The 24,510-nt window shown below is 44.5% G+C and carries 22 protein-coding genes; 18 read left to right on the top strand and 4 right to left on the bottom strand.

Features of this window, described 5'->3' with window-relative positions; translation table 11 throughout:
* The first annotated feature begins 37 nt into the window (after positions 1-37).
* The 14 genes from DESACI_RS21560 (at position 38) to DESACI_RS21490 (ending at position 17,190) form a co-directional block, all read left to right on the top strand.
* Positions 38-1,714 carry a sensor histidine kinase gene (locus DESACI_RS21560; RefSeq protein WP_014829344.1) on the top strand — a complete coding sequence of 559 codons (1,677 nt, stop codon included), beginning with the start codon at positions 38-40 and terminating at the stop codon, positions 1,712-1,714.
* 18 nt (positions 1,715-1,732) lie between these two features.
* Positions 1,733-2,500, top strand: coding sequence for a LytR/AlgR family response regulator transcription factor (locus DESACI_RS21555; RefSeq protein WP_014829343.1), 768 nt, complete (start codon positions 1,733-1,735; stop codon positions 2,498-2,500).
* Positions 2,501-2,701: 201 nt separating this feature from the next.
* Entirely contained in the window at positions 2,702-4,522 is a 1,821-nt protein-coding gene (locus DESACI_RS21550; RefSeq protein WP_014829342.1) for a carbon starvation CstA family protein, read from the top strand.
* Positions 4,523-4,619: 97 nt separating this feature from the next.
* Complete coding sequence (locus DESACI_RS21545) at positions 4,620-4,925, top strand: hypothetical protein (RefSeq protein ID WP_014829341.1); 306 nt, start codon at positions 4,620-4,622, stop codon at positions 4,923-4,925.
* Between the two features lie 513 nt (positions 4,926-5,438).
* Complete coding sequence (gene serC / locus DESACI_RS21540; RefSeq protein ID WP_014829340.1) at positions 5,439-6,521, top strand: 3-phosphoserine/phosphohydroxythreonine transaminase; 1,083 nt, start codon at positions 5,439-5,441, stop codon at positions 6,519-6,521.
* Positions 6,522-6,579: 58 nt separating this feature from the next.
* On the top strand, positions 6,580-7,743 hold the full coding sequence (locus DESACI_RS21535; protein WP_014829339.1) for a phosphoglycerate dehydrogenase: 1,164 nt from the start codon (positions 6,580-6,582) through the stop codon (positions 7,741-7,743).
* A gap of 104 nt (positions 7,744-7,847) precedes the next feature.
* A complete protein-coding gene (locus DESACI_RS21530) occupies positions 7,848-9,086 on the top strand; it encodes a DUF1015 domain-containing protein (RefSeq protein ID WP_014829338.1) in 1,239 nt (412 codons plus the stop codon).
* 282 nt (positions 9,087-9,368) lie between these two features.
* The gene (locus DESACI_RS21520; RefSeq protein ID WP_014829336.1) at positions 9,369-11,633 is read left to right on the top strand and encodes an LUD domain-containing protein; all 2,265 of its coding nucleotides are present in this window, start codon (positions 9,369-9,371) and stop codon (positions 11,631-11,633) included.
* A gap of 2 nt (positions 11,634-11,635) precedes the next feature.
* A complete protein-coding gene (locus DESACI_RS21515) occupies positions 11,636-12,478 on the top strand; it encodes a lactate utilization protein (protein WP_014829335.1) in 843 nt (280 codons plus the stop codon).
* A gap of 101 nt (positions 12,479-12,579) precedes the next feature.
* On the top strand, positions 12,580-13,758 hold the full coding sequence (locus tag DESACI_RS21510) for an ABC transporter substrate-binding protein (RefSeq protein ID WP_014829334.1): 1,179 nt from the start codon (positions 12,580-12,582) through the stop codon (positions 13,756-13,758).
* 117 nt (positions 13,759-13,875) lie between these two features.
* Positions 13,876-14,766 carry a branched-chain amino acid ABC transporter permease gene (locus tag DESACI_RS21505; RefSeq protein ID WP_014829333.1) on the top strand — a complete coding sequence of 297 codons (891 nt, stop codon included), beginning with the start codon at positions 13,876-13,878 and terminating at the stop codon, positions 14,764-14,766.
* A gap of 1 nt (position 14,767) precedes the next feature.
* A complete protein-coding gene (locus DESACI_RS21500; protein WP_014829332.1) occupies positions 14,768-15,709 on the top strand; it encodes a branched-chain amino acid ABC transporter permease in 942 nt (313 codons plus the stop codon).
* Complete coding sequence (locus tag DESACI_RS21495) at positions 15,709-16,467, top strand: ABC transporter ATP-binding protein (protein WP_014829331.1); 759 nt, start codon at positions 15,709-15,711, stop codon at positions 16,465-16,467. The genes DESACI_RS21500 and DESACI_RS21495 overlap by 1 nt, the downstream gene beginning before the upstream one ends.
* Complete coding sequence (locus tag DESACI_RS21490; RefSeq protein ID WP_014829330.1) at positions 16,468-17,190, top strand: ABC transporter ATP-binding protein; 723 nt, start codon at positions 16,468-16,470, stop codon at positions 17,188-17,190.
* 36 nt (positions 17,191-17,226) lie between these two features.
* On the opposite strand, the gene DESACI_RS21485 is transcribed toward DESACI_RS21490, so the two are convergent.
* From DESACI_RS21485 to DESACI_RS21480, 3 genes are all read right to left on the bottom strand, one after another.
* Positions 17,227-17,433: a hypothetical protein gene (locus tag DESACI_RS21485; RefSeq protein WP_014829329.1), complete on the bottom strand. Its 207-nt coding sequence runs from the start codon at positions 17,431-17,433 to the stop codon at positions 17,227-17,229.
* A 290-nt stretch (positions 17,434-17,723) separates the two neighbouring features.
* The gene (locus tag DESACI_RS25610; protein ID WP_282434147.1) at positions 17,724-17,852 is read right to left on the bottom strand and encodes a hypothetical protein; all 129 of its coding nucleotides are present in this window, start codon (positions 17,850-17,852) and stop codon (positions 17,724-17,726) included.
* A 155-nt stretch (positions 17,853-18,007) separates the two neighbouring features.
* Entirely contained in the window at positions 18,008-19,249 is a 1,242-nt protein-coding gene (locus DESACI_RS21480) for a M48 family metallopeptidase (RefSeq protein ID WP_014829327.1), read from the bottom strand.
* Between the two features lie 78 nt (positions 19,250-19,327).
* Here DESACI_RS21480 and DESACI_RS21475 point away from each other — a divergent pair, with 78 nt between their 5' ends.
* On the top strand, positions 19,328-20,062 hold the full coding sequence (locus tag DESACI_RS21475) for an MBL fold metallo-hydrolase (protein ID WP_014829326.1): 735 nt from the start codon (positions 19,328-19,330) through the stop codon (positions 20,060-20,062).
* A 210-nt stretch (positions 20,063-20,272) separates the two neighbouring features.
* On the opposite strand, the gene DESACI_RS23920 is transcribed toward DESACI_RS21475, so the two are convergent.
* A complete protein-coding gene (locus DESACI_RS23920) occupies positions 20,273-20,446 on the bottom strand; it encodes an aspartyl-phosphate phosphatase Spo0E family protein (RefSeq protein WP_083845631.1) in 174 nt (57 codons plus the stop codon).
* Between the two features lie 264 nt (positions 20,447-20,710).
* Between DESACI_RS23920 and DESACI_RS21470 the strand changes: the two genes are divergently transcribed.
* The 3 genes from DESACI_RS21470 to DESACI_RS21460 all read left to right on the top strand — a co-directional run bounded on the left by DESACI_RS21470 (position 20,711) and on the right by DESACI_RS21460 (position 24,371).
* Positions 20,711-21,295 carry a 4Fe-4S ferredoxin gene (locus DESACI_RS21470; protein WP_014829325.1) on the top strand — a complete coding sequence of 195 codons (585 nt, stop codon included), beginning with the start codon at positions 20,711-20,713 and terminating at the stop codon, positions 21,293-21,295.
* Positions 21,296-21,459: 164 nt separating this feature from the next.
* Entirely contained in the window at positions 21,460-23,199 is a 1,740-nt protein-coding gene (locus DESACI_RS21465) for a histidine kinase N-terminal 7TM domain-containing protein (RefSeq protein WP_014829324.1), read from the top strand.
* A 50-nt stretch (positions 23,200-23,249) separates the two neighbouring features.
* Positions 23,250-24,371, top strand: coding sequence for a response regulator (locus tag DESACI_RS21460; protein WP_014829323.1), 1,122 nt, complete (start codon positions 23,250-23,252; stop codon positions 24,369-24,371).
* Positions 24,372-24,510 lie beyond the last annotated feature (139 nt).

Here is a 24,510-nt window from a genome sequence, read left to right as displayed (position 1 = left end):
AAAAGTTCGTTGCTAGTTTTGCTGAGGTGGAAATTGAATGCTTCTACAGCTTTTTCTGAAATTGGCCCAAAATATAAGTGTCATCGTTACTATTTCCTTTCTTTTAAGTAAAACCCGGGTTTTCAAGAAGGCCATGCGTCTCAAAAACGATCTCTGGGAGAAGCTTCTCTTAATTTCTATTTTTAGTGCTATTGGCATCATGGGTACATACACCGGAGTTTCCATCAAGGGAGCCTTGGCTAATTCCCGGGTTGTCGGGGTTGTGGTAGGGGCTTTGATCGGTGGACCGGTTGTGGGAATTGGAGCGGGGATCATAGCAGGGCTCCACCGTTATTTAATTGGAGGGTTTACAGCGTTTCCCTGCGGCGTAGCCACAGTGGCGGAGGCCTGCACGGCGGTTTGGTACTGTCGAAACAGAAGTCCTAAAGAATTTTCTTGGAAGTTTGGGCTTGCCATAGGAGTCGTGACGGAAACCCTGCAAATGTTGATTATCTTAGCTATGGCCCGCCCTTTCGCGGCTGCCTGGGATTTGGTCAGAGCCATTGGCCTTCCCATGATCATTATGAATTCTGTAGGAATCGCCATCTTTGTTGTCATAGCCCGCAACTCTCTTGAAGAAGAGGAAAGAGCCGGGGCTTTACAAGCCCAAAAGGCTTTGGAGATTGCTAAAATTACCTTGCCAATTTTGAGCAAAGGATTAAATGTTGATACAGCCAAACAAGTTGCCCAGATCATTTTTGAGCGAGTGGATGTTGAGGCAGTGGCCTTGACGAATAAAGACGTCATTTTGGCTCATGTGGGGAATGGCTGCTCTCACCATTTGGCAGGTACTCCGATCATGACTGAAGCTACAAAGGAAGCCTTGGTTTCCGGCGAAATGAAGTTGGCCCTGGACAAAGAGCAAATCGGCTGCCTGAATAAGAACTGTACTTTGCGCTCAGCAGTGATTGTTCCTTTATTTAGTCGCGGTGCAGTGAGCGGGTCCTTAAAGCTCTATCAGGATCGTGAGCGAGGTATTGGCAGCGTTGAGATTCAGCTGGCTCAGGGACTGGCAGGTCTGTTCTCAACCCAGTTGGAATTGGCCGTTCTGGAGGAGCAGGCAAAGTTAGTTACTAAGGCTGAGCTCAAGGCTCTGCAGGCTCAAATTAACCCGCACTTCCTTTTTAATGCCTTAAACACGATTGTTGCCCTTATCCGGACAGATGGTGAAAAGGCAAGAAAGCTGCTTATTCAGTTAGGTGAATTTTTTCGGAAAAATATTCAAGGCGGAGATAAGTTTGTAACCCTAAGGCAAGAACTTGAGCATATTCGGGCTTATCTAAGCATTGAACAGGCACGTTTTGGGGATAGTCTGAGAGTGGTTGAAAACATCCAATCCGAAGCGGAAGATTGGCAGCTGCCGGCCTTAACGTTACAACCGTTGGTTGAAAATGCGATCAAACATGGCATTTACCCGAAAATTGATGGCGGTACCGTCGATATTAGCTGCCGGGTTGAAGACAATACCTTACAGGTTGTCATAAGTGACGATGGGGTGGGCATTGAAGCGGAGAGGCTGGAAAAAATCTATCACCAAAAGGGCAATTCCAGTCAGGGACTGGGAGTGGGGCTTAGCAATGTGAATGACCGCCTGAAATATCTTTACGGTTCCGGCCTTCTCATAGAAAGTGAGCACGGTATGGGAACACGGGTTATGTTTAGTATTCCCGGCTGAAAGGTGAGGTGAAAGATAATGCGGGCGTTTATTGTTGATGACGAGGCTCTATCACGGGACGAACTGAAGTATCTGCTGGAACAAGCGGCCGATGTCTCGGTCGTGGGGATGGCTCGAAACGGGAGCGAAGCATTGCAGCTGATTCCCCAAATGCGTCCCGATGTTGTTTTTTTGGATATTCAGATGCCGGATTTATCGGGTTTGGTTGTGGCGCGCGAACTGTTTGCTGCGATGCCATCGAATAGTGCTCCTCTGTTTGTCTTTGCCACAGCTTTTGACGAGCATGCCCTGGAAGCCTTTGAGGTCAGTGCCATTGATTACATCCTTAAGCCCTTCAGCGCTGAGCGCTTGCAAAATACACTCGAGCGCTTGCGCGGGCTCTTGGAGAGGACCGGGGATTCCGAGAAGCTGAAAAAGGATAAACTTGATCGAATTTTAAATCTTCTGGAGAATCCTTCGAATCAAGCAAAACTTCCGGTAGAAGAGAATGAACGGATTATACTTTTGGAAGCGGAGAAGATTATTTATGCCTGGGCGGAGGATCGCCGCGTTTTAGTGAAGACAGATACGGCTTCTTATAAAACCAGTTATAGTTTGAGTGAACTGGAAACTAAGTTGGGTTTACTGCAGACGCATAAGAGTTATTTGGTGAACAAGGATATGGTTCGAGAAATTGTGCCTTGGTTTAATGGGACTTACAACTTGATCATGTCTGACCCTCAAAAGTCACAAGTGCCGGTAAGTCGAACCTATGTGAAATCTGTGCGTTCCGCGCTAAAATTTTAAAAAATACACCCTATAGTCTGTGAACCGGAGATTTTGAATTTTAACAAAGAAAACGCGCCCCTTAGGCGCGTTTTTCTGCGTCTTGTACAAAGATTTCCCACTTTTTTAAACGTGTCTGATATGATGAACATGCAGTGGCCGCTGTATAATGCTTAATTTGTTTTACGTTACGTTAAAAACTTAAGAAAGGTAGGATTAACTATGCATGCGATCTATTTAGTTATTGCTGCCGTCTGTGTATTACTGATTGGCTACCGCCTCTATGGAACGTTTATGGCTACAAAAGTGTTGGCGGTTGATCCGCGCATAATTACACCGGCTAAACGTCTGGAAGATGGACATGATTTTGTCCCCACCAACCGTTGGGTAACTTTTGGACATCATTTCGCCGCGATCGCTGCCGCCGGGCCTTTGGTTGGACCGGTTTTAGCAGCTCAATTCGGTTATCTTCCCGGTACCTTGTGGATTCTTATTGGAGGAGTTCTGGGAGGAGCAGTCCATGATATGGTGGTGCTGTTTGCTTCCGTACGCCACGACGGCAAATCCCTGGCTCAGATTGCTAAAAAAGAAATAGGGCCTGTCACAGGAGCAGCAGCATCATTAGCGGTCTTATTCATTCTGATTATCACTATGGCAGGTTTGTCAATTGTTATTGTCAGTTCCTTGAATACCAACCCCTGGGGAGCCTTTACAGTCGCCATGACGATTCCCATCGCAATCTTTATAGGTATTTATATGCGTTTCCTGCGTCCGGGTAAATTAGGCGAGGCCTCCATAATCGGGGTCGCTCTTATTCTCTTGGCCGTGGCTTTAGGACCCACAATCAAGAGCTCAGCTTTAGCTCCTTTCTTCAATTACAGTGTTCATGCCATAGAAATTGCTCTTCCTGTTTATGCCTTTATTGCCGCAGCACTTCCCGTTTGGCTCCTCTTGGCGCCGCGTGACTATTTGAGTTCTTATCTTAAAATTGGTACAATCGGTGCCTTGGCTCTGGGGATTATCTTTGTAAATCCGGTATTGCAGATGCCGCCGGTAACCAAGTTTATCAACGGCGGCGGCCCCATTATTGCCGGTAAAGTCTGGCCCTTTGTATTTATCACAATTGCCTGTGGGGCAATGTCCGGTTTCCACAGTTTAATTGCGGCTGGTACGACGCCCAAAATGCTGGAAAATGAAAAAGATATTAAGATCGTTGGCTTTGGTGCAATGCTTATGGAATCCTTTGTTGCCATCATGGCAATGATTGCGGCTTCCGTACTCCCGGTGGGTGATTATTTCGCCATCAACACCACACCGGCAGTTTTTGCTCACCTTGGCATGCATGTCGACAAGCTCCCTATGCTATCGAAGCTTATTGGGCTGAATGTGGCAGGCCGTCCCGGCGGTTCAGTTTCTTTAGCCGTTGGAATGTCTTATGTTTTTAGCAGCATACCCGGACTCAGTCATTTAGTTGCTTACTGGTATCAATTTGCTATTATGTTTGAAGCCGTATTTATCCTCACTGCTGTTGATGCCGGAACCAGGGCAGCCCGCTATGTTGTTCAGGACATGATCGGAGTTGTAATTAAACCTTTCAAAAAGATTAACTGGTGGCCGGGTGCAGTGATCAGTGCAGCTCTCGTCTCTTTCGCTTGGGGTTATCTCTTGTATGGAGGGAATATCTCCACGGTTTGGCCGCTCTTTGGAGTTTCGAACCAATTGCTTGCTTCATTGGCCATGGTGGTGGGTACTTCAATCATTTTAAAGAGCACCGGTCGAATCTCCTATGCCCTTACCACCTTTATTCCTTTCGTCTTTCTCTTCGTGACCACCTTAGATGCCTCCTACTTTAATGTCACAAAGGTTTATTTACCTCAACACATGACCTTAAATGTTATTCTTTCCGTCATTATGGCGATTTTAGCTCTGATCATCGTAGCAGATGCCTTTGTAAAATGGACTGCTCTCATCAGAGACAAGCAAACTCTTGAGATACAAAAAGCTCGTCATAAAGAAATCCTTAAAGATCTGGCAGCGAAGTAAGCTCAACGTATGCTTGGCTTTGTGTGACAGTGAACTCGAAGGTAAATTGTTAGGCAGGGTTTTTTAAGCCTTGGATTAATTTTGGGAGGTGCAGTGGATGTGGACAATCTCTCCGGAGGCTTTCGATTTTCTTGAGAAAAGCGGAGTTAAGACGATTTCGGTGGATATGCCGGTGATCATTAACGGATGTTGTCTCCAGATTTCTGAGCCTCCCCTTGTGCATTTGGGTGAGCTCAAAGTGAGAAAAGGGTTAGAGACGGCGCCGGGATCCTATACAGTTATCGAAGTACAAGGGATTAGAATTAACGTTCCTTCCCATTTGAGCAACATGAATCTCGTGGTTGACTTGACGCGCTTTTTCCGCAGAGAGAAATTGGTCATCGAAGGATGGAACCTCTGCTGATTATAGTTTTTTTCGAGAAAAATACAAAAGTCCTTGACACGCTGACGTTTATGGATTAAAATCAACTTCAATAAAACTTAGTAATACCTTTGAACACAATGAAGGGAAGTCCTGGGCTCAAGTTGTTTAGAGAGCTGGCGGTCGGTGTAAGTCAGTCTGCTAAGCCGAAGGATTCCATCCTGGAGTGGCCAATGATGAATTGTGACGGGTTCCGCCCGATAACGCGGACATAAGTTGGCCGATTTTGGCAACATGGGTGGCAACGCGGGAATAACCTCTCGTCCCTAAAGGGATGAGAGGTTTGTTTTATTTTCAAGCCTTTATCATGTGCTTTAATCTGGCTGGAACTTGGGTGGCACCGCGGAATTCCCGCCCCAAATAGGGGCGGGTTTTGTATTCTCACGATCATCCATTAAATAACAATATAGCAAAATAATTCATAAAAAGGAGATAGATGTAAATAATTTAACAAGAGTTGTTCCAGAAAGTTATAAATTAGAAGGAGGATTAATCATGGCAAGAATATATAATTTTTCAGCAGGCCCTGCCGTACTGCCAGAAGAGGTGTTAAAGGAAGCAGCAGAGGAGATGTTAGACTTTAGAAATACAGGTATGTCCGTTATGGAAATGAGTCACCGCTCCAAAGCTTTTGAAGAAATCATTGGCGAGGCCGAAAAAACATTACGAGATTTGATGCACATTCCAGATAATTACAAGGTATTGTTTCTGCAAGGCGGAGCCTCCCAACAGTTCGCTATGATTCCTATGAACTTGATGAAAAACAGAGCGGCCGATCACATTAATACGGGCCAATGGGCGAAAAAGGCCATTGCTGAAGGAAAAATCTATGGCCGAATCAATGTCATTGCCTCATCAGAAGATAAGACCTTTTCTTATATCCCTGATCTCAAGAACTTAAAAATTTCTGATGATGCTGATTATGTGTATATCTGCCATAACAACACAATCTATGGAACAAAATTTAACGATTTGCCGGAAACCTGCGGCAAAACTTTAGTTGCAGATATGTCCTCAGATATACTTTCTGAACCGGTGGATGTGACGAAGTATGGGATCATTTTTGCCGGTGCGCAGAAGAACATTGGCCCCGCAGGAGTCGTTGTTGTTATTATTCGGGAAGACTTAATCACTGACGACGTCTTACCCGGAACGCCGACCATGTTAAAATATAAAACTCATGCCGACAATAAATCACTCTATAATACTCCTCCGGCTTATGGCATCTATATTTGCGGCAAAGTATTTCAGTGGGTGCAACGGCTGGGTGGCCTCGAGGCTATGAAGAAAAGGAATGAAGAGAAGGCTGCGGTCCTCTACGATTACCTTGATTCGAGCAAGCTGTTCAAGGGAACGGTTGCCAAGAAGGATCGTTCCTTAATGAATGTACCCTTTGTTACGGGTTCGGAGGAACTTGATGCTAAATTTGTTAAAGAGTCAAAAGCTGCCGGATTTGAGAACTTAAAGGGGCATAGAACTGTAGGCGGGATGAGAGCGAGTATTTATAACGCCATGCCAATAGAAGGTGTTCAGCGTTTAGTTGACTTTATGAAAAAGTTTGAAGAGGAAAATCAGTGAAATCGTTCAGCTAAAGCTGAACCATGGATAAAACAACTAGATTAAGGAGTAGATACAGATGTTTAAAATTAACCGTTTAAACCCCATAGCCAATGTGGGATTGGATATGCTCACAGACAATTATGAGCTGGTGGAGAGCCTCAAAGATGCCGATGCCGCCATCGTCAGAAGCGCAAATGTTCATGAGCTGGAGCTGCCGAGTTCTTTAAAGGCTATCGCCAGAGCGGGAGCAGGGGTTAACAACATCCCCCTCGATAAATGCGCTGAAAAAGGAATTGTGGTCTTTAATACGCCGGGGGCCAATGCCAACGGGGTAAAAGAGATCGTACTGGCTGGAATGATTCTGGCTTCCCGCGACCTCATTGGGGGAGTGAACTGGGTGAATTCGGTTAAAGAGGAGCCGGAGGTAGCCAAACTTGTTGAAAAGAATAAAGCTAAGTTTGTGGGAACAGAAATCAAAGGCAAGAAGCTCGGTGTTATAGGACTTGGAGCTATTGGGGTTTTGGTTGCCAATATGGCCATTAAACTGGAGATGGATGTTTACGGATACGACCCCTTTATTTCGGTGGGGGCTGCCTGGAAGCTCTCAAAATATATTAAGCCAAGTAAATCATTGGAAGAGATCTACCGAGAATGTGATTTTATTACGGTCCATGTCCCCTTAACAGATTCCACAAAGGGTATGTTCAATCAAGAGGCTTTCGCACTTATGAAAGATGGAGTTAAAATTCTCAACTTTTCAAGAGATACTTTAGTGAATGATGGCGATATGATAGACGCCTTAAAGTCCGGAAAAGTCGGTAAATATGTGACGGATTTTCCTAATCCAGACGTGGTAGGACATGAAGGAGTCATCGCAATACCTCATTTAGGGGCATCCACCAATGAATCTGAAGATAACTGTGCCGTCATGGCGGTTGTGCAATTAATGGACTATCTGGAGAACGGAAATATCAGGAACTCGGTAAACTTCCCCAACTGTGACATGGGGGTATGTACTCAAGCGGAGCGTATCGCCATTCACCATCGCAATGTTCCTAACATGCTGAGTCAATTCACTTCTGCCTTTGCCAAAGAAAACATTAATATTTCGGATATGATGAATAGGAGTAAGGGACAGTGGGCGTATACTATGCTCGATATCGAACCGCCTTCAACTCCTGACATCATCAAGAGAATTGAAGAGATTGATGGGGTTTTAAGAATAAGGGTTATCAAATAAATCAACTTAAAATTACGTTCGGGGGGAGCACTAGTATGGTCCCCTCGAATACTCCTTATTATGAGATTTTAGAGATAATTTAAGGGAATGGAGGAAGAGTAACTTTGGCTACGATAAGACCTTTTAACGCTTTGAGACCGCGGGAAGATGCAGCAGGCAACGTCGCGGCACTTCCTTATGATGTGTATAACCGCGATGAAGCACTAGCCGAAGTCTTAAAGGAACCGTTCTCATTTTTGAAAATTGACCGTGCCGAAACCCAATTTGACCAAAACTTCAATCCTTATGATGCACAGGTCTATGAAAAAGCAAGAGATCTGCTTCAGGAAATGATCCGAGACGGAATTTTCATCAGGGAAGGCAAGAATTGCTACTATATCTATGAGTTGACCATGGATGGCCGTTCCCAGGCAGGTATAGTAGGATGCGCTTCCATTGATGACTATCTGGATAATGTCATAAAGAAGCACGAGAAGACCCGGGAGGACAAAGAAATAGACCGGATTAAGCATGTAGATGTTTGTAATGCTCAAACCGGGCCGATCTTTTTGGCCTACCGTTCACAAAAAGCTATTAACGAAGTCGTCGATAGGATAAAAGAAGGAACTCCCTTATATGATTTTGTCGCTCCGGACGGAGTTCATCATACCGTATGGAAAATTGACGACAGGGCCGACGTAGAAACAATCTATACTGAGTTTCAGAAAATCCAAAATGTCTATATCGCGGATGGCCATCATCGAACGGCTTCGGCGGTTAAAGTTGGGTTAAAGCGCAGAGAAGCAAATCCAGGTTATACCGGGAAAGAGGAGTTTAATTATTTTCTCTCCGTGCTGTTTCCCCATGATCAGTTGAGGATCTTGGACTACAACCGGGTGGTTAAAGATTTAAATGGTTTAGGGAAAGAGGAATTCCTAAAAGAAGTAAAAGAATCCTTTTTAATTGAAGATAGGGGTGAAAAACCCTATAAGCCCACGGAAAAAGGAACCTTTGGGATGTACCTGGAAGGAGTATGGTATAAGTTAATTGCCAAGAAGGAGATTCGCTCCAATGATCCTGTGGAAGGCCTTGATGTCTCTTTGCTGCAAAATTATTTATTGACCCCTGTTCTCAATATAATAGATATAAGAACCGATAAAAGGGTCGACTTCGTGGGTGGAATAAGAGGCCTCGAAGAATTGGAACAAAGAGTCAAAACGGATATGAAGGTCGCCTTCTCAATGTATCCGACCTCAATCAATGAGCTGTTTGCTGTATCCGATGCCGGTCAATTAATGCCGCCAAAGTCGACGTGGTTTGAGCCGAAACTCAGGAGCGGATTATTTATTCATGAGTTAGAATAAGGAATCATTAAGGAAAAGGCCGGCTATGTTTTCTATTAATATTGCCGATAGTCTAAACGCTTTCCAATAAGACGGAGCTTGTTCAGATGTTACAAATTAACATCATGTATAAGCTCGCTTTTTTTTGCCAAATCCATTCTGCTCTCGGCGGCTGGGGGGTTATCAGGAGTAAGGGGCGAAATTTCTGTACTAGAAAAGAAGGAAAAACATGCGCCTTGTTGAATATCTGTTTTTCGGCTGGTTTTTCCATAAATAGTTTTGATTATGAAACGAGGAGTGAATATGGCTAATAAAGAGTTGGATATGAGGGTTCGAAGCGGGCTGGATGATAAAGAGGCTGCTCTCGGACGGGAACGTGCTTTGGGATTTATCCGCGGAGGTATGAGGAAGATGGTGCCTCGGTACCCCGAGTTATCGAATCGTTTGCGTGGCATTAAGTCGAATTCCATAGAAAATCTGGAAAGTCTTCTGGAGCAGGCGACTAGCGTCCTAACCCAAAAAGGGGTGAAGGTTTTTAGAGCAAAGACGCCGGAGGAAGCCTTGCGTCATGTTGCGGAGATTGTCGGCCAAGGCTTGGTCGTAAAATCAAAATCCAATGCGGCTAAGGAAATTGACCTTGTCCAAACCCTGCAGAACCAAGGCGCAAAGGTTGTGGAGACTGATTTAGGTGATCGGATTGTTCAATTGGCAGGCAGCCACGCCAGCCATTCCCTTGCTCCGGCGATTCATATGACCGTAAACCGCGTGGCCGAGATTTTTAGTAATGACCTTGGACGGACGTTTCCCGCCGATGAAGAGGTTTTGGTGGAAGCCGCGCGAGTGTCGCTGCGAAATTACCTGCTCACTGCCGATGTAGGCCTTTCAGGTGCCAATGCCATCGCCGCAGACACAGGCTCTATTATTGTTATGGAAAACGAAGGGAATATTCGCGCGGTAACCAGCTTACCCCGTGTTCATATTGCGATTGCCGGGATTGAAAAGATTGTCCCCACGCTGGAAGATGCACTGACAGTTGTTAGAGCGGCGTCTGTCTTTGGGGTTGGGCAAGATTTTGGCACCTATGCTTCTGTGATCAGCGGCCCAAGCCGCACCTTTGACCTTGATGGCGAGGAGTTTCTGACAGGACTGGGCCCTGAGGAAGTGCATGTTGTTCTTTTGGAACATGGACGGTGGGAAGCAAAAGAACGGGGCTTTGCTGAGACTTTGTACTGTATCAACTGTGGAAGCTGCTTAAACTTTTGCCCCATCTATCGCGAAGTAGGCGAACAATATGGGGATAAATACTTAGGCGGGAGAGGAATCATCACGGCTGCAATCCAAAAAGGCTTAAAAACAGCGGACGTCAGCGGGCTTTCCCTGTGTCTGAACTGCAAGAATTGTACAGAAGCCTGCCCTTCGCAAATAAGTACGCCCGAAATGCTGAACAGACTGCGCGCGCAGTCTTTTATGGAAAATGGTATAGCCCCGCTCTGGAATACAGCGTTCAAGGTGATGTCCAAACAAGCAAGACTTCATTGGTATGCAAACCTAGGAAGCAAGTTTCAGAGCCTTGTTTTTTCCCGGGAAGGAGATGGACAAAAGACTCGTTTTCCAATGGTGGGCTTGCCTTATCGGAGGGTTTTACCTACTTTGGCCGCAAAGTCCTTTTATGATCTATGGCCTGCGGTTGTCACCCCGGAAACCAGTGAGAGGCTTTGGCTGCAGGACAACAATCGTCTCAAAGGGCAGCAGGGTAAAGATAATTTGAGCAAGCCGCCGGTTAAGCCCACTGCAGCTAATAAGCGAGTGACCTTCTTTACCGGGTGCATGATAAATTATGCCTTCACACATATCGGTGATGCCGTTCTGGCTGTTTTGGGCAAGCATGGGTTCACCGTGGATATTCCCCGCGGGCAAGGCTGCTGCGGGCTTCCCATTTATATCAACGGAGATGTAGAAAAGGCAAGAGAAGCGGCGAAGGCAAATATTAAAAGTCTGTTGGACTGTCCCGGAGAAAAGATTGTTGTCGCCTGCGCCACCTGCGGCTCACATCTTTCTCACTCTATGATTGATCTCTTTTCGGAAGGAGATCCGTGGCGGGCAAAAGCAGAATTAGTTGCCGCTAAGGTTGAAGACATTTCTCAGTTTTTGAATCAGTCTGCAAGCCAAGCCGAAGGTTTAGATTTGTCATCCCAGGGTAATAAACCAATTTCTCTTAGTCTCACTTATCATGATCCTTGTCATCTCAACAGAGGACAGGGAGTAAAGCAAGCGCCCAGGGATATTTTGCAAAGGATTGCCGGGATAGAACTTACGGAGATGGCTGATGCAGATACCTGCTGCGGGTTCGGTGGAACCTGCAGTTTTAAACAGTATGAGATCAGTGAGCGCGTACGAAAACGAAAACTAAACTCGATCCGAGAGACGAAGGCTCAAGCTGTTGCAGCTGGATGTCCCGGCTGTCTGCTCCATATCCAAGATGGGTTAAAGCAGGAAGGGATGTCAGTGAAAGCTTATCATCCCGTAGAACTGCTTGCTATGTCCTATGGTTGGAAGGGGAGAGAGTAACTATGGCTTTGGAAACTATATTGGCAACGATTGAAGAGCGTCGCAATGCTCTTTGGCAAAAAAATCAGGTACTGCGTGAAGAGGTTGAAGCCCTCTGGCGAGCTCAGAAAAATGATCTGCCCTCATGGCTGGATAAAGCTAAGAAAAGCCTGGCTCAAAAAGGCTGTGATGTCATTGAGGCTGCGAGTCCCGAAGATGCCGGGGAGATCGTGGAAGATTTGGTTGGGAAAGGCTCTGTCGTTCATGCCTATTCCCCTTTGCTTATGAGCTGCGGTTTGCCGAAAAGACTGCGGCAAAAAGGGCTGGACGTTACAGAAATGCACTTTGGGGCCTTGGCAGCAGAATGGGCAGAAATCGATGCGGCTCATCCCGATTTTCCGGCGGGCAATCTCGAAGAAGGAGAAATATTAGAGACTTTTTCTAAAAAGCTGCAAGTTCTGGAGGGCATTCAGGCAGGTGTACAGCCGGAGAGACGGGAGGTCTTTTTGGCCCTGCGTCAATACCTTCGAGCAAAAGCTGCAAAGGCTGAGTATGGAATCAGTGGAGTTTCCGCGGTCATTGCTGAACACGGCTCTATTGTTCTGAGTGAGGACACAGGGTATATGCGGGCTGTATCAAACCTGCCCCCATTCCATATTGCCGTCATAGATTCTCAGCAAATCGTACCAACGCTGGACGATGCGGTTCATTTGCTTCGCGCCCAGGCAATCAACAGATTTGGCCGGGATATTGAAACATACTTGTCCATTATCAGTGGACCAAGCCGGACCGCTGATATTGAGTTTAAAATGGTAAATGGAGTTCACGGACCTAAAAGAGTCTTTGCCATAGTAATAAATGCCTAAAAATGAAAATATTATCAAGGAGCAAGAAGGAAAACATTAGAAAACGGCGAATAAACCTATTATGTAACACATTGTATAAAGTTGCGAGAGGTGGTAACAGAATGGGGTTTTTTTCACAGAAACGGGTAAGCAAATGGATTGCAGGATTAGCGATAGCCGGCCTGTTTTTAAGCACTGCCGGCTGCGGTACAAATGCTTCCGCACCAGCATCAGGTGCTGGTAACGCGCAGAGCGGTTCTCTGGGAACTGCTAAAATAGGAGTGATTTCCTTTCTGACGGGTGGAGGAGCTGCTTATGGGAAATCAATCAAGCAGGGTTTAGAGATGGCGCAAAGCGAGATTAATGCTCAAGGCAAGCTTAAAATCGACTTGCAGTTTGAGGATTCCCGCGGCGAGAAAACAGATGCCATTAATGCCGCAAATAAGCTGATCAATAAAGATAATGTGGTTGGTATCATCGGACCAACATTGAGCGGTGAAATGTTTGCTGTCGGACCCATTGTTAATCAGGCTGGGGTGCCAATTATGGGTACTTCTACGACGGCAGAGGGAGTTACAGATATCGGAGAATACGTTTTCCGAAATGCTCTTCCGGAATCCCTAGCCATACCGACGGCCATCAAAAAGGCCCAAGAAAAATATAATCTTAAAAAAGTTGCACTTATGTACTCCAACAACGACGATTTTGCAGTGTCAGGGTATAAAACGATGGCTCAAGCAGTCAAGGACGATGGTTTAGAGGTTCTGACCACAGAAACCTTCGCTGATAAAGATACCGATTTTTCTGCACAGCTAACCAAGATTGCCTCCCTTAAACCCGACGCAGTGTTAGTGTCAGGACTCTACCAGGAGGCGGCTCTTATTCTGAAAAAGGCCCGGGAAATCGGTCTGAATGTACCTTTTATCGGCGGCAACGGATTTAATTCACCCCAGTTAATCAAAATAGCTGGCAAAGCTGCGGAAGGCGCAATTGTAGCCAGCCCATGGTTCCCCAACAAAGACGATGCGGCGGTTCAGAAGTTTGTATCTGACTATAAAGCTAAGTACAACGAGATACCGGACCAATTTGCAGCTCAGGCGTATGATGCTTTGAAGATTATGTCCACTGCCTTGGAGAAAGCAGGCAGCACGACAGATCGTAAGAAACTGCGAGACAGTTTAGCCACAATTAAGGATTTCCAAGGAGTTACCGGTAAGTTCGCTTTTGACGAGAAGCGGAATCCGAAAATGGATGCCACCGTACTAATTGTTAAAGATGGCCAATTCACCGAATTAAAATAGTCATAATATGAAGGGGCGAACTACTCTAAGGCCGGTTTTGCCTAAAACCGGCCTTGGGGTTTTCTTTCCTTACGGCAGATTGGTTAGGAAAGGCAAAAACCTTGAGGAGTGAAGCATGTGTTTTGGCAGCAATTAGTTAACGGGCTGACTTTAGGAAGTACTTATTCACTGGTAGCCTTAGGATATACCTTAATAATGGGCGTATTGGACATTGTCAATATGGCCCACGGTGAAGTGTTTATGTTTGGAGCATTTGTCGGACTCATCCTAGTTACTAATTTTCATTGTAATATCTTTGTGGCCATGCTTGGGGCAGCGATTGTTAGTGCTCTTCTTGGGATTCTCTTGGAAAGAGTTGCCTTGCGCCCGCTGCGGCGAAAAAACGGTTCGGGCATTTCCCATTTAGCCCCGCTAATCTCTACCATAGGAGTCTCCATCTTTCTTGAGAGCCTGGCCTTAAAACTCTTTGGCCCCCAGACACAGGCTTTTCCCCAGACGTTTTCCAATACCATCTATACCATCGGCCCCATGAAGATCTCTCTCGTCCAAGTCGTCATCCTGGCTGTGGCTTTCGGGCTCATGTTGGTTCTCAGGTTTTGGCTTGCCAGGACTAAAATCGGCAAGGCCCTGCGGGCAACGGCAGAGAGTACTGAAACCGCAGGGATTCTTGGGGTGAACACCAACCTAATTATCGTGCTTACAGTTTCCCTGGCTTCAGGGTTAGGAGGAATCGCCGGGGTTTTGGTTGGCCTGACATTTAACGCCGTGGAACCAACGATGGGTATTTCCATGGGGCTTAAAGGTTTAGCTGTTCTCATTCTTGGCGGTATGGGCAATATTACAGGAGCCATGTTCGGAGGCCTGGTCTTAGGTGTGGCGGAAGTATTCAGTGTGGCTTACGGGGCCTCGTCTTACAGAGACGCTGTTGCTTTTGGCATGATTATTCTTATACTCTTTTTGCGTCCTCAAGGCTTATTTGGAGCTAAGGACCAGACGGGAGGGCGCTAATATGGATATACTATTAAATCCTTACTATCTGCAGATTGGCACGTTCATTATGCTTAATGCTATTTTAGGTGTCAGTATATACTTAACTCTTGCCACAGGTCAGCTTTCCCTGGGTAATGCCGGCTTCATGAGCATAGGAGCGTATACCTCGGCTTTGTTGACTTTAAAGGCAGGGTTTTCTGTGTTACTGGCCGTTCCCCTAGCCGGGTTCGTTGCTGCAGCTGTCTCTGTCGTGATTGGTTTTCCGGCCTTGCGGCTGAAGGGATTGTACTTGGCTATTGCTACTCTTGGTTTTGGGGAAGTTGTCAGGGTAATATTCTTAAACTTAAAGATCACAAACGGGGCTTTGGGGCTATCAGGTATTCCGTCTATGACGATACTTTTAGGCAAGACATTGTCTTCTCTTGGCTTAGGTTCTGGTATTGGCGGCGTAACTCTTCAACAGTTGAGCAGCGTGCTTATTCTGTTTTTCCTCATCTTAATCGTGGCTTTGCTTGTTTTCGCCTGTCTGCGTTTGAGCAGGTGCCGGGCGGGTCGCGCTTTTGCAGCCATTAAGACGGATGAAACCGCTGCTGAAGCGATGGGAATCAATACTACCTATTACAAGCTTCTCGCCTTTCTCCTCGGCGCCTTCATTGCCGGAGTAGCAGGAGCTTTGTCAGCACATTTGACCTTCTATATCGGACCTGTGGATTTTGATTATCACCGCACGGTAGAAATTCTGATCTTTGCTGTTCTGGGGGGCAGTAATCTTGTCTGGGGACCGATCCTCGGCGCGTTTTTGCTTACCTTGCTGCCCGAAATTCTCAGAGCGGCTTCAGACTATCGGATGATGATTTATGGGGCCATATTGGTTCTTATGATGGCCTTTCGTCCCCAGGGTCTAATTAGTGAAGAAACTCTCCGCTTCTGGAAGGGGAAACTTGGGAGGGAAGAAAAGTGATGATTTTAACTCTCGACCAAGTGAGCAAAGAATTCGGGGGACTTAAAGCCTTATCAGATATAAGTTTTACGGTGAACAAGGGAGACGTTTTTGGGGTTATTGGCCCCAATGGAGCGGGTAAGACGACACTTTTCAATCTGATTACCGGAATTTTTCCTCCGACAAGCGGAAATATCATCTTTAATGGCACAGAAATAATAGGCTTAAAACCCTACAAGGTAACGGCTTTGGGGATTGCGCGGACATTCCAAAATATTCGTCTGTTTGACAACTTAACTGTTTTGGAGAATGTCATGGTTGGAGCGCATTCTCATATGAAAGCCAGCATCTGGCAGGGGATTTGGCGGACCCCAAAACAACGACGCGAAGAGAAAGCCGTGACAGATCGGGCAAAAGAACTATTGGCTTTGGTAGGTATTAAAGCCATTTTCGAGCTTTCAGGCGCGTTGGCCTACGGGCAGCAAAGAAGGCTGGAGATTGCCCGGGCCTTAGCCGCTGATCCGGAGATCTTGCTGCTGGACGAACCGGCGGCCGGAATGAATGAGAGCGAGACTGAAGATTTAATGCGCTTAATTACTCAGATTCGGGACATGGGAAAAACGATTATCCTCATTGAGCACGATATGAATTTAGTCATGAACACCTGCAATCGTCTAGCGGTGATTAATTTCGGCTCTAAAATCGCAGAGGGGAATCCTGAAGAAATCCAGACGAACTCCGAAGTTATCGAAGCCTACCTCGGAAAGGAGGAAGACTAGATGCTGAGTGTAACATCGTTAGTGACGAGCTATGGCAGTATTAAGGCGCTTAAGGGTATTGATCTGGAGGTTCCGGAGGGTTCTATTGTTTCTTTGATCGGTGCCAACGGGGCCGGAAAGACTACGGCAATGAAGTCTATAGCTGGAATTATTAAACCCCAGGAAGGTAAGATTACTTTCCAGGGAAAAGCGATTCAGGGTTGGCCGTCCCATAAAATTGTTGGCTTGGGTATGTCCTTGGTTCCGGAAGGCAGACAGATCCTCGCACGCATGACGGTATTGGAGAACTTAGAAATGGGGGCTTACCAACGAAAGGATAAGGAGATAGCCCAGGATTTAGAAAAGGTGTTCAGCCGTTTCCCGATACTTTCCGAACGGAAACACCAGGCCGGGGGGACGCTTTCGGGCGGCCAGCAGCAAATGCTGGCGATAAGCCGGGCTTTAATGGCTAGGCCTAAGCTCCTTCTTCTAGATGAACCGTCAATGGGTTTGGCTCCCTTGGTTGTTGCAGAAATCTTCCGGGTTATTCAAGAGATCAATCAAGAGGGAACGACGGTACTCCTGGTGGAACAAAATGTACGCCAAGCCTTGAAGATTGCTCATTACGCCTACGTGTTGGAGACAGGGAAAATTGTGCTGCATGGTTCAGCCCAAGAAATTGCCCAAAACCCGCGTGTGAAGGAAGCTTATTTAGGGGGCTCCAAAGCCATTGTCAATGACTAGATAGCTACGGATGAGGATTCAGGGCTTTCCTTAATCTTAATAAGGAAATTGACTAAGCCCGGTGACGGGTAAAGAAACTTTTTCTTTATGAAGAGTGAGAAAGTTTTGAGCAGCAATCATAAATGGGGTTATGTATGGCGTAACATCTATATTTAGCAATATGCTACCTGTTACAATAATGACCGTCGAAAGGTAATTAATAATATCCGCGTGCTCAGTGTTTGGTTTAAAAATTTCTATCAACCTAATTCCTCCTCAAATCACAATCAATTAAGTGATGTAATCATAGCAAGGGAGGATAAATTTACGCTGAAAGAAAACGGAATGTCAGCTTAGAGATAACTTAAGATTTGCTGAAAACAAGTTGTAACTTGATCAAGGTTTAAATATAAAGGCCGTTGCATAATGAGTATTTATACGTTTTTATAGATAATACCCTGCATTAAGTGGATGATTTAAACCACTATTTATGCAGGGTTTTGTTTAATGAGGGGCGCTTATGCATTTTGCAGCAGCCCCAGGGAACAACAGATCTAAGCTGCAGTTGCGGCAGTTGTAAGTCTGGATATGATGACTAGCAATAAACCAATTATAATAATTAAAGCTGTTAAAATACCAATAATTCCTATTAACATTACTTCATCCCCTTCATTAGAATACATAAGAGCTAGGAGGCGAGTATGAGATATTGTATTCACCTTGTCCTTTAAATGTTCACAGGAATAAAACTACGATTATTTCCAGAACTTTTTTGTTAGCAGCTAAACAGGCAATATGCATTTATATTGAACCAGTAATACTAATAATACGGATGATATTAATGATACGAATGATACTCTTGTACCAGGTCTTGAATTCGGGCTAAGGTCGGTGGGTGATCATAGCTGAACCAGACGATGAACGCAGGAGGGGTTAAATCGGCTAAACTATTGCGAGCCAGGTCTTCCTGGAGCTGGATTTCCGCCGGGAGGTTGCCTGTGAGCTGCAGCGAGAAGTAGTCGGCATTTTGTTCCATTTGTCGGGATACAGCATTTTGAATTGGGCTGGTTACAAAAAGGAGCAGGATAACCGCTAATTGCAGGGCTGCCCAGAGTTGAGGCGGCTTGTTGCTGTTTTTAGGCAGCCATGGTTTTAGAAGGATAGTCAGGAGACCAAAAACTATAAAACCGCCTGCCATTCCCAATAAGAGCCCGTGGATAACATCGTTGTGGCGCCAATGCCCCATTTCATGAGCGATAACGGCTTTGATTTCCGGCAACGAATAATTATGTAAAAGGGTATCGTAAATAACAATCCGCTTAGATGTACCAACTCCGGTAAAATAGGCATTAGCAAAGGTCGTCTGTCTACTGGCATCCATCTCAAGAACAGCGCCTACGTTTAACCCAGCCTTATGGGCAAGATCATTGACCATAGATACGATAGCTGAGTCAGGTACCGGTTTAAAATGGTTGAAAATCGGAGAGACGATAATGGGCCAAAAGAAATATTCCGCTACAAGCCAAATACTGAATAACAGCGAGCCAATCAGCCACCAAGATCGGGACGCCTTGTTGACTAACATAAAGAAGATAATTCCTCCTGCCAGTGAGATACATAAATCAATTCCGGTAGTTTTCCAATAATCCATCCACCAGGCTGCTGAACTTTGGGTACTAAACCCCCAGATTTTTTGCCAATAGTATCCAGAAAAATAAGTAAAGGGCAGTGATATTAAGGTGCTTATAAGCCATATACCCAAGACGGAAAGGAGAGTAACTAACCAGTAATTTTTAGTGAACTTCTGGATGCTCTGAAAGAGAGATCTCCCTTTCGAGCTAAAGAGCAGCCAGGATAAAAGAACAACTTGTAAACAAAAGTTGACTATAAAGAGAATACGCGGAGTATAATTGTAAGTTCTTGCTTTCTCAGCCAGAGTTATGGAGAAATATTTGGCCACGGAAGGATCGATTGGGGCAGGAAAGAGGGCAGAAACAAGATATAAAAACGCAAAAATTACGGTTAAACCCAGGATAATTAGCCAGGCGAGTGATACATGGCGAGATTCATAGTTGATCATTTTTAATGTCCCCCTTGCAGCTTTTCTCGTTAATCATTATTATAGATCCAAATGAGTTAACTATGGAGGCAGATTAGAATGAAAATAGCTAATGGTGTCGAAGCACTAGAACTCACTGTAAATTTGATGGGACGCCAAACAACAATTTATCCCACGTTATTTTGGGATGAAAAATCTGTAATACTAGTTGATGCAGGTTTCCCAGGTTTAGAACAACAAATTAGGGCAGTCATTGAAAAAGCAGGAGTTCCCTACGCTAGATTAAATAAAGTAATCATAACCCACCAGGACATTGATCACATTGGCAGTTTGCCGGAGATCCTTGTCAAGTCACAACAGAAAATTGAAGTATTGGCTCATAAGGCAGAGAAACCTTACATTCAAGGTGATAAGCCACTGATCAAAGCAGAAACAGCCAAGAACTCAAAAACGTTTGAAACGTTGCCGGAGGAACAACGAAAACGTTTGCAGGCGGTATTTGCCAACCCGCCAAAAGCAAACGTTGACAGAACTATTGACGATGGAGAAGAGATTGCAGACTGCGGTGGGATAATTGTTATCTTTACACCGGGACATACTCCAGGTCACATTTGTTTATATCATAAATCAAGTAAGACGTTGGTCACTGGAGATGCCCTTACTGCTAATGACGGTGAGTTAACGGGCCCCAATCCATCGGCTACTTATGATTTAGATGAAGCGAGAAAGTCAGTTAAGAAATTAGCTCAATACGATATTCAAACAGTTATCTGTTACCATGGGGGCGTGATTAAAGAAGATGTACAAAACAGAATTCGGCAGATCGCGTTATAAATGATTGGCATAAAATAGGCTTTAATATAATCTAACGAAAACAGGCTCAGCGGAAGTTCATTCGCAGAGCCTGTTTTCGTATATGAAACTATAAAGGGATGCATTTTTCCTAAAGATGCTCCTTAAAATTCAGTAAGATAATAGAATTTTGAAAGTCTGTATTACCCTGAGATTAGGTATCCGAGTATTCCTAAGACTAACTCCTGCCTTCTAATTTTTAAGCTCGCATTTTTTTCTCGAATAAAACTCGTTGATTAACTCATCAAGTCTCTCACTGACATTCAATACCTTTGAATCGGTAAGATCCCTATTCGAAGCAATCTTATGCATTTGTAATCTCAATTCTTCAATTCTAATTATGACTGAGACTTTCAACTGAAGCATCTTCTTTCGATTTTTTATCTCTATACTCGACGATTTTATTATTATCTTATGACAATATCAATGGGCATAAGGTCCCGTTTTTTGTATTTTTGACAATTTACTTAAATGTTCAGGGTATTTTTCAGGTATCCGGATGGTTTGGCTATTTTGTGGAAAGTTAACTATGGTCTGTTTTTCAAGTTATGCGATATATCCTTCAGAGTTCCCGAGAAAATAAAAAGTGGTTGAAGGCACCAAACGATCTCATAAGAAAGGATGTATATAATGGAAAATACTGCAGAAATTCAGAATCACCTTACAAATAAAATATTGCAACAGGGAGCGTTAGTCGTGGGCTATACGATAATAAGGCAGAAAGAACCTGTTATCGTAATTGGTTTCCCCTTCTCAGATCAATGGATTTTGAATCACCCTTTTTACATTACGAAAAGGTTCGGAGAAGAGGTATGGACGAGCTGGAAACTGCTAAGGGATGTTACTCAGGTTTTACGCAGTGAGGGGTATTCCGCAGACCTTAAAACCCCGCTTTCGGTATTCGGGGATTTTCGACCCTTGGCAGTTGCTGCGGGATTGGGAAACTGGGGGAAAAACGGTCTGGTCACAAACACAAACTATGGTTCAAGACTTTTATTTGCAGCGGTTTTTACAAACGCGCCCTTGCAAGTCAGTCTTACAGGGAACTCAGGTTTGATCAATGAGTCTTGTGACAACTGCACACTGTGTATTGATGCATGCCCGGCAAAAGCATTTCAGAATAACAGGTTTCATAAAATGCGTTGTTTCCCAAAGGCTATACGGGGATGCTCTGAGTGCCTTCAGGTTTGTCGGGGGAGAGTTCAATTGCATTAAGGATGGGTCTCTGAATAGGACTTTTGTCCTTATTTGCTTTATTTTGGAATTTGCCAGGGACTTATAAAGGATATGCAGGGAAGCTGTAGAATTTAATATAGTAGGTAGTATTTTTAGTGATCCCAAATAAATGTACATTCTGATTAAAATAGAGGATCAGTCTTATGAATATTGTAAGAATTGCCTATACCTTTTTGCTTGCGGCATCATTGCCTTGTGCCATATTCCTGATAAGATATGCCTGCAAAAGAAGAACCGTGCCGGGTGCCAATTACTTTATCTTGCTGATGCTCGCGGCAATAGTCTATAACGGAGGATATATCGGAGAAATTAATTCTGCAAGTCTTTCGACTGCAATGGTTTGGTTTGATCTTGAGCACCTGGCCATTCCACTTGAACATTATTTCTGGCTGATGATGAGTCTAGAGTATGTCCGTGCACCCAAAAGGTTTCTAAAAATGGCGAAGTATATTATGCTTTACCATCCGGTTTCCTATCTTGTAATTTATTTTACAAACCGTTGGCATCATCTCTATATTCCTGTCTATCGGTTTGTAAGTAATGATTATTTTCCAGTGATCGTTTCCAGTAAAGGTGTGCTTTACATACTGATGGTTGCTTCCGGCACCTTGATGGGCTTGATAGCCACGTTTTTCTATATTCGTGCTTATCTCCATTCACCGCGTCTGCATCGCTACGGTCATATCATTATGATCTTGGCTTCTTTGCTTCCCTGGTTTTCTGTCTATTTAGATGCAACTAATACAAGTTATTTAGGTATTGATTACTATCCGGTGGTTTCAATTTTTTCCGGTCTTTTATATGCCTTTGGAATTTTTAAGTTTAGAGTCTTTAGGACAATCCCCTTGGCTATGCAAATTGTATTCCGAAATTCTAAGGAAGGGACCTTACTCATAGATTTGACAGACAGACTCATTGATGTTAATGATGCTTTTTTAAAGATTTATCCGGAGTTAAATAAACTATCCGATAAATATACCTTTGCTTCTTTTATTCAGGCTCATCCGGAGCTGAACGGCCTTTCGGAAGGCAATGATAAGTTGCAATATCAACGAATGATCAATGGAGAAGAGGGCTATTTCTCGGCTGAAATCACGGAAATTCTAACGGAGGATGGTCTTCAAATCGGCAAGATACTTACGATCAATGATGTGACATTGTTTGTGGAACATCAAAAGAGGCTGGAAGCTATGGCTTCCATGGCTCTAACGAAAGCGGAAACCAACGAGATGTCGTTTCTCCAGGCTCAGATAAAGCCCCACTTTTTGAATAATACCCTCAGCGTAATTGCCTCCATGATCACCGTGAATCCGGAAGAGGCTAAAAACCTTATCGGCAATCTTGGCGAATACCTGTCAAGCTGCTGTTACTTCGACAGTACCTCATTAATGGCAGCGTTGGAAAAGGAACTAGAGATAGTGAATACTTATGTGGCGATTGAAAAGGCCAGATTCGGGGAACGGCTGAATTTCCAGGTTATTTGTGATAAAATTCCCGATCTTAAAATTCCCCGGCTTGTCCTTCAGCCATTGGTAGAAAATGCAATCCGGCATGGAATACTGAAAAAGTCTGAGGGTGGTAATGTCAAGCTGACAATTCGCTGTGAAGGCGGAAAAATCAACTTTGAAATTCAAGATGACGGAGTAGGGATGGGGGAAGAACAAATCAACGCTTTAGAAATCAATGATGAGCAAAAGACCGGCGTAGGTCTGATCAATATCCATAAGCGGCTCTTAAAATGTTACGGCGAGGGTCTGAATATCGTCAGCGTCAGAGGGCAGGGTACTTCAGTGGCTTTTTCTGTACTATTAAAAAATAACCATCAGTTGGATCTGCAAGAAGAGCCAATTCGTTCGATGACAGTGTCTTTGAACGGTATCTAAGCATTCTTTGTCCTTGGAGACAAAAGAGTAATTTAAGCAAGGTGAAAGATATGATGATCAAATGTATTATTGTCGATGATGAATGGTATAATCTCGAAGAAATAAGCAAGCTGGTTGCAAAGACGGGTTTTATGTCCGTCGAAGGGAAGTATCAAAACCCGGTTAGGGCCTTGGAAGAAGTAACAGTTATCTCTCCCCAGGTGGCGTTTATTGATATCGGGATGCTGGAAATGGACGGGATAACTCTTGCGGAAAAGCTTATGGAAAAGGAGCCTTCAATGAGGATTGTTTTTATAACTGCCTGGGATCAGTACGCTATCCAAGCCTTTGATTTGAATGCCCTGGATTATGTGATGAAACCGATCAAACTTGAACGTTTCCAAAGGATGGCTGCTAAGATTCAGAAGGAAGTGCAATTAAAGGTTTCGCTTCAATCCTCTTCAGACCTTAAAATTAAATGTTTTGATCAATTGGAAGTCAGCATCGGAGATAATCCTGTGAAATGGGAGCGGGCTAAGGCTGAAGAACTTTTTGCTTATCTCCTCATGAACCATGGCAGGTATATACATAAAGATACGATAATTCAAGACCTCTGGCCGGGATATGAGTATGCAAAAGCATTGGCGATCCTGCAAACCTCTATTTGTAAAATCAGGAGTGTCTTCTCTCGGAATAAAAGAGAGGTGACACTGAATTTCAACAGAGGAAAATACTGCCTCTCTATTTCCCGGGCCGAATGTGATTACCTTGAAGCGGAAAAGGTCTTATCCCAATACAAGACGGGGGATAAAGCAGTTTATGAGGCGGTGGAAAAGGCTTGTAAGCAGTTTGCCGGGGGTTTTCTGCCCCGGCAGGGATATGTATGGAGCTTGGAAAAGGATGAAGAATTGAGAAGGAGACTTGCCCTGAGCCTGAAAGAGATTATGGCTGCCTATTTAATAGAGGGAAATAATGTTAAGGTATTAAGGGTTTTGAAGCTCCTGGCCGGCTTAGAGCCTTACGATGAAGAAATCAATTGCCGACTGTTAGCGTTACTTGCAGATCAAGGTGATTATCGGGGAGTTACAAACCATTACCAATGGCTGACAAGAATTCTCAGAGAGGAATACGGCACAGTTCCTTCGGCTCAGATCATAGGGGTAGTTAATAGTTTCTATGATCAAATAAAATAGAATGGATTCCAAAGGGACTGTCTGTTGTAGCTTTTTAGAAAATAATATGTAATAAAAAATTAGCCCGGGAGACGCCTCTCGGGTTATTTCTTACTCTCAAAAAGAATAACCTTCGTTCGGATGTATATTTTCCGCTTAG

The sequence above is a fragment of the Desulfosporosinus acidiphilus SJ4 genome (genome assembly GCF_000255115.2).
Lineage (GTDB): Bacteria > Bacillota > Desulfitobacteriia > Desulfitobacteriales > Desulfitobacteriaceae > Desulfosporosinus > Desulfosporosinus acidiphilus.
The sequence above is the reverse complement of the archived record's forward strand: the minus strand, read 5'-3'. Positions and strand labels throughout refer to the sequence as shown.